General features: G+C 38.5%; 7 protein-coding genes (1 of these 7 cut by a window edge). 2 read left to right on the forward strand and 5 right to left on the reverse strand.

All coding sequences use genetic code 11. The annotated features are described in order from the left end of the window. Nucleotides 1-86: 86 nt before the first annotated feature. The 3 genes from V7149_RS09930 to V7149_RS09940 are packed head-to-tail and all read right to left on the reverse strand — an operon-like array spanning nt 87 to nt 1,940. Entirely contained in the window at nt 87-989 is a 903-nt protein-coding gene (locus tag V7149_RS09930) for an aminoglycoside phosphotransferase family protein (protein WP_335345476.1), read from the reverse strand. A gap of 10 nt (nt 990-999) precedes the next feature. Beyond that, a complete protein-coding gene (locus V7149_RS09935) occupies nt 1,000-1,473 on the reverse strand; it encodes a GNAT family N-acetyltransferase (protein WP_335345477.1) in 474 nt (157 codons plus the stop codon). A gap of 26 nt (nt 1,474-1,499) precedes the next feature. Beyond that, complete coding sequence (locus V7149_RS09940; protein ID WP_335345478.1) at nt 1,500-1,940, reverse strand: DUF4275 family protein; 441 nt, start codon at nt 1,938-1,940, stop codon at nt 1,500-1,502. 186 nt (nt 1,941-2,126) lie between these two features. Here V7149_RS09940 and V7149_RS09945 point away from each other — a divergent pair, with 186 nt between their 5' ends. Next, nucleotides 2,127-2,921, forward strand: coding sequence for a cytochrome c oxidase assembly protein (locus V7149_RS09945; RefSeq protein ID WP_335345479.1), 795 nt, complete (start codon nt 2,127-2,129; stop codon nt 2,919-2,921). Nucleotides 2,922-3,018: 97 nt separating this feature from the next. Next, nucleotides 3,019-5,229 carry a heavy metal translocating P-type ATPase gene (locus V7149_RS09950; protein ID WP_335345480.1) on the forward strand — a complete coding sequence of 737 codons (2,211 nt, stop codon included), beginning with the start codon at nt 3,019-3,021 and terminating at the stop codon, nt 5,227-5,229. A gap of 119 nt (nt 5,230-5,348) precedes the next feature. Here V7149_RS09950 and V7149_RS09955 read toward each other — a convergent pair whose 3' ends face one another. Both V7149_RS09955 and V7149_RS09960 read right to left on the reverse strand, forming a co-directional pair. Then, nucleotides 5,349-5,657, reverse strand: coding sequence for an antibiotic biosynthesis monooxygenase family protein (locus tag V7149_RS09955; protein WP_335345481.1), 309 nt, complete (start codon nt 5,655-5,657; stop codon nt 5,349-5,351). Next, a protein-coding gene (locus V7149_RS09960; protein WP_335345482.1) for a siderophore ABC transporter substrate-binding protein crosses the window boundary here: on the reverse strand, nt 5,657-6,577 show its 3' portion. 42 nt of this gene lie beyond the right edge of the window; only the last 921 of its 963 coding nucleotides appear in the window; its start codon lies beyond the right edge, outside the window; its stop codon occupies nt 5,657-5,659. The genes V7149_RS09955 and V7149_RS09960 overlap by 1 nt, the downstream gene beginning before the upstream one ends.

Consider the following 6,577-nt stretch of genomic DNA (forward strand, 5'->3'; position numbering starts at 1 on the left):
ACTTTTCTAAGGCTTTCCCCTCTTGAAATGGCCGTCCAGCACTACTGCTTGGACTTTTCACAGTATTCCCCGTCTAGCTTCACGTTTTAATAACTTCTTAAATCCTTAAACACATAGATCGCTTTGAAGAAACCTTCATCCCAGGTTCCACTATCCTGAATAGACCAGCATGTTGCAAGAACGGCATGAGAAAAGCCATATAATAGAATTCTATTTTTATCTAAGTTCAGTTCCTTTACAAAGATTTCAATGCGTTTTTCTATTACTTCAATGATTTGATCATCTGGCAGTTTATTTAGTAAAAATTGAATCACATCATATTCTCTATCTCCAATTAGCCCTTTAGGATCAATGGCTAGCCAAGAATCGGTGCCTGTCCTTAAAATATTATAATGATGTAAATCATCATGGAGCAGAAAGCGTTCGGTCTGGGTTTCCACCAATTTCCTAAAGATTTCAGTCGCTTCTTGCAGCATTTCTTTCGTGATGGGTCCGAGTCCTTCAGGATTATCCTTATAAATTTTGTCTAAACTTTTTCCTCTCTCTTTAATATGCGGAATGTGAACAGATTTGGGAGCCGGGCTCCATAACTTTTTCATGACTTGAGAAGCAATATAAGCAGCTTCCTCATTATTCTCAAGTGAGGCAAGGGTCGTGCCAGGCTTTAATCTTTCAAGTAGTAGAACTCCTTTTATCCTATCAACATCTACGATCCTAACCATACCATGGTCGTTAAATAGAACGAGGGCCTCTACTTCAGAAAGAAATTCCTCACTCGGAACAGTTAGCTTGATGACTACTTCCAATCCATCATTCCGAATAGCAGGCGCCACAAAATTATAGGACAAATCAAACGGCGGCATGATTTTTAAATGCCACCGCTCCTCACATTCATGAATAAGCTCTTGAAACTCAAGTAACCACTTCTCCCCTTTTTCCTTATGCACATCTTTAATGGTTTTTACAAATTTAATTGGTAAATAAATCACTTTAGCACTCCTATGAATCTTTTATCATCGTCATAAATGCGGTAGACCCATTACTAAATTCTATTTTCCTCTTAAAACCAAGTTTTTCATAAAGGCGTATCGCCCTATCATTAAACTTCGCCACCGTTAAGCGAAGGGGAACTTCCTTATATGCGCCATGGATATGCCTTAGGATAAAAGAAAAGAATGCATATCCCATTCCCTGCCCTGTTAACTCGGGCTTCATTCCAAGCCCAATATCAGTACATGTTTCTGAATAGGCACCATACTTTGTCCCAGCAGGCACCTGGGCAGAATCCCCAGTACAAAAGAAGCCTATTAATCGACCATTTTCGTCAATGACAACTGAATACGAGCTTCCTAATAACTCCCTTATAGATTCCTCGTTTTCTTCATTATTGTAAAAATTATAAGGTGCTGGGTATTTCCAGTTTAGGATTTCGACTGCCTCGTTTCGACTTATCCTTTTGATAAACAACTGCATATGATCCCTCTTTTAATTTGAAAATATTACCTTCCCTGTTTCCACGAAAAGTATGGACCGCACAATCCTTTTTCGTGTGTATTGACGTAAGTCCAGGCAAATTCCTTATCCACTACATAAATATCCTGTTCATTTTCAAAGTCTTCAGCAGTAATTTTAGATACATTTTCAATGATTATCGCATCATTTGAATGCTGATGAAAAACATAACATGCCTGCTTTTGTAATTGATTAAATGCTTCATTTGCCTGTTCTTCTTTCAAGCATTCCTTTGTTTCATAGCTGAAAATATGCCATAAGAATCCACTGCTTTTACCTTTGTCATGCAAATGAATTTTACCCTTCTCGTCCTCACTAAGATGACTAGCAAAATTCTCCTCCCATTGATTCCGTAAATACGTGCCCCATTTCGGAATCTTCGTTACCTTAACTCTTTTCTTTTGAAGCGTATTTATGAGTGTATTCATCTTCACTTCTCCTTGGAAACACTTTTATTATATTTTATGTTATTTTTTGGAATTACGAAAGTGTGTAGTGAACTTTGTTTAAAGGTTTGGTATGTATAATAATCAGAAATCATATCCATAATCATATAAGCTTTTCAGCAATGCCCCCAATTTATTTTATTTCATCCTGATATGAGGAGGAAAAGCATGTTTGATTATTTATTATTAATTAGAAATGAATTAGAATGGAATATTCCTATATTAATGACTGCCGTCTTTATCGCCGTTTTATACACAATACTCGTAAGACAAACGACTAAATTCACAATGCTTCAAAAGCAGCCATTTCTTTTTCTTTCCAGCCTAGGCTTACTTGTCTTGATAGTTGGGAGCCCCTTTGCAGCCATTAGCCACCTCTCATTCAGCTTGCATATGATCCAAATGAGCATTCTATTTTTTATTATTCCACCATTATTATTATTAGGGATTCCAAAGCCCGTTTATCAGCTATTGTGGACGGTTATCCTAGTCAGGTCTTTTCTTTTTGTAAAACCTATCGTGGCACTCTTTATTTTTGCAATCCTATTTTCCATGTATCATTTACCAACAATATTAAGCCTTATCTCTGATCATCCTGCCATTCATAATAGTTATTTCTTTTTACTATTTATCTTAGCCTTTCGTATGTGGTGGCCCATTACCTCACCGTTTAAAAAACTACGGACATATAGCGAGACTAAAAAACGTTATGCTTTCCTAAGCGGACTTCTTTTATTGCCAGCCTGCTCAGTTTTTATCCTCAATGCTTTAATTGATGGGATGAATAATCCGTTTTTAACTCAATTAATGACAAAACTTTGTTTACCCTCTCATTCTAGTTCTCATACACTTTTTCCTCCCTTAGTCAATACTAGGCTTGATCAACTCATGGCAGGCATTCTAATGCTAGGTATTCACAAAATTTCATTAAAAGCCGCACTGCATATGGGAGAAAAAAATTAATACAGGCTTTTACCAGCTCTGCTGCCATTCGTTCTAAATACAAATCGATTTTAATAGAATGAATAATATTGATGAAGGAAAGGAGTGGGGCCAGGCTATGATCGAAACCGCACATATTGAAGTAAAAGGCATGCATTGTGCTGCCTGTACGACTCGTATCGAAAAATCTGTTTCAAAAATAGATGGAGTGACAGACATATCGGTCAATTTAACAACTGAAAAAGGCCGTGTCTCGTTTGAAAAAAACCGGACAAGCGTTTCTGACATCATTCAAAAAATAAACAAAATTGGGTTTGAAGCAAAGGAAGTCAGCCAAAACCGCTCCTCTGAACAGAACAAAAATATAGAGATTAGGAGACTTCAATGGAAATTCGTCTTTTCAGCCTTGCTTACTCTTCCGATGGCATGGGCTATGTTCGCCCACTTCCATTGGGCTTCCTTCATCAAAGTTCCTGATCTGTTTATTCATCCCCTTTTTCAGTTCGCAATTACGATTCCCATTCAATTCTTCATTGGGGCAGAATTTTATGAAAGAGCATGGAAAGCCTTAAGAAATAGAAGTGCAAATATGGATGTATTGGTCGTATTAAGTACGTCCGCAGCCTTTTTTTACAGCCATTATCTAACCTTTACAACCTTGAAAACCTATCATCAGGCCCAGCCGGTCGACTTGTTCTATGAGACAAGTGCCTTTATTATTACATTCATTCTCTTAGGAAAACTGCTCGAGGCAAAAACAAAATTACGGACGACAGAAGCAATCAAAAAGCTTTATCAATTACAAATGAAAACAGCCACTGTCTATATAAACGGGAGAGAAGAAAATAGACTGATTGAGCAAATTGTACCTGGAGATATTATCGTTCTAAGGCCTGGGGAGAAGGTGCCGATCGATGGACAAGTAATCGACGGGCATTCCGTCATGGATGAATCACTGTTAACCGGTGAAAGCATACACGTTGAGAAAAACATTGGCAACGATGTCTATGCTGGGACAATCAATCAAAATGGGTTATTAAAGATAAGAGCAACAAAAAGAAATCCTGATACTGCCCTGTCACAAATTATTCGGATCGTTGAGGAAGCTCAAGCTTCAAAAGCACCTATTCAATATATAGCAGATCATATTACAGCCCTATTTGTTCCAATTGTCATTGCCATTGCTTCGGTTACATTTGCCGCATGGTATTCCCTCTTTCAGCCAGGTGATTTAAAAGAGGCTTTAGAAAAAACGATCGCTGTTCTCATTATCGCTTGTCCTTGTGCGCTTGGGCTTGCCACTCCAACTTCTGTTATGGTCGGAAGCGGAAGGGCCGCACAGCTTGGAATCCTTTTTAAAGAAGGAAGATTTCTTGAATTATTAGGGAAAAATAATATCATTGTCTTCGATAAAACCGGGACCATTACAAAAGGACAGCCTCATGTGACCGACATTTATAGCGAATATTTAAGCATACGGGCTTTCTTAGAGACCGTTGGGGCTGTTGAGAGCATTTCCGACCATCCTATTGCTAAAGCAATTGTCCAGAGGGCGAAAAGGGAAATCTCTATTTTTCCAAGTGTGTCACAAGTCCTTTCAATTCCAGGATATGGAATCAGAGCAACAGTAAACAATCAAAAGGTTGTCATTGCCAGCCCGGCATATTTTAAAAGAAATGATATCTCCATCCCTCCAAAATCAGCCACTCTAGTAACCAAGCTAGAGCAGGAAGGAAAAACTGTCATGATTGCCTTTATTGATTCTCAGTTTTCCGGAATCATCGCTGTTGCAGATGAAATAAAATCAACATCTGTTAAAGCTGTAACTAGATTAAAGAAGATGGGGTTAGAGGTAATCATGCTCACAGGCGATAATCGGCATACCGCAATGGCTGTAGGAAAAAAAGCAGGAATCCATAAATTAAGGGCTGAAGTCATGCCCCAGCATAAAGCTGAAATCATACAGACATTACAACAAAAAGGAAACAAGGTCATCATGGTTGGAGATGGCATTAATGATGCACCTGCATTAGCTGTTGCCGATGTCGGAATTGCACTTGGAACAGGTTCAGACGTGGCCATTGAATCAGGTGATATGACCATTATCAAAGATGATCTAAATCGAGTCGTTGACGCAATCCTCATTAGCAAAAAAACAATGACTAATATTAAACAAAATTTTCTATGGGCTTTTCTCTATAATATTATGATGATCCCACTTGCCATGCTTGGTTACATGGCTCCATGGCTTGCAGGGGCAGCCATGGCTTTTAGTTCCCTTTCTGTTGTGTTGAATTCCCTTCGGTTAAAGAGAGTTAGACTAAAGTAAGTATGGGTGAATTTTATTTTCAAAAAAAGAAATTAGAGAAGTTACCTGTTTCCATTTCTCTTGAGAATCCAAAAAATGAGGCAACCTATATGATTAGGCGCCTCATCTTTATTTTTTATTTACTTACTAACCGCCACATTATACACATTCTGGCTTGACTCGATTATATAATCAGGCTTTGGCTTTCCAGCTTTCGCTCTGTGCCCTGCAATATGCTCGGGGCTCTTCTCCCAGTTCTTCCATTCCTCTTCAGTTTCCCATCTGACAAGGACTAATACTTCCTCGTCACCACGGCGTACATTTTTGACTAGAACTTGAAGGTCGACAAAGCCCGGCTGCTTCTCAATGAGTCCCTCACCACTGAAGCGCTCCACCACTGTATCAGAAAAGCCCTCCTTCACAACCATTTGCTTAATCTGGTAAAACATTATTCTACACCTACTTGTGCATCTTCAACCATTAGCTTCATAGACTGTAGCCCGCCACCAGATAAATACCATGGACCGCCGTTTAAGTAAAAGATTTTACCATTTTTGAATGCATTTGTTTTTTGGACAAGCTCATTTTCAATTGCATCCTTCACACTCGCATTGCTGTCAAATGCTGCATCACGGTCGATTACGAACATATTGTCTGGATTTGTTTCAGAAATGTATTCAAATGAAATGCTCTGTCCATGAGTTGATTGTTCAATCTTTTCATCAGCAGGCTTGTAACCAAACACATCATGAAGGATACCGAAACGTGAACTTGGTCCATAGGCACTCACTTTTCCTTCATTCCCCATAATAATTAATGTTCTAGCATCAGTGCTTCCTGTTTTTCCTTTTATTGCATCTATATTCTTATTAACTTCTTCCAATTCCGTTTTCATTTGTTCTTCTTTGCCAAAAACTTGTGCTATCACTTCCATGTTATGTGTGAAGGATTCCATATAATTTGTGTAATCAATTCCTACATAAATTGTTGGAGCAATTTTTTTGAACTCTTCATACATATCAGATTGGCGTGCGGAGATGAAAATCACATCTGGCTTTAATGCATGAATTGCCTCAAAGTCGGGCTCCTTCAAGCTTCCTACATTCGTGTACTCAGAACCAGCATATTTTTCTAAATATGGCGGAATGGTTGCCTGTGGTACTCCAGTAACAGGAACACCAAGCTCATCCAATGTATCTAAAATACCAAAATCAAAAACTACTACTTTCTCAGGCGTCTTTGCTAAAACAATTTCTTCCTCATCAAGTTCATGCTTAATTTTTATTTCTGCAGATTCCTCTACTGGCTTGTCGCTTCCAGAATTCGAGCTTTCCTCTTCTTTTGCAGCTTCCTTCGATCCACACGCAGA

The organism is Bacillus sp. JJ1503 (genome assembly GCF_036965125.1).
Taxonomy (GTDB): domain Bacteria; phylum Bacillota; class Bacilli; order Bacillales; family Cytobacillaceae; genus Cytobacillus.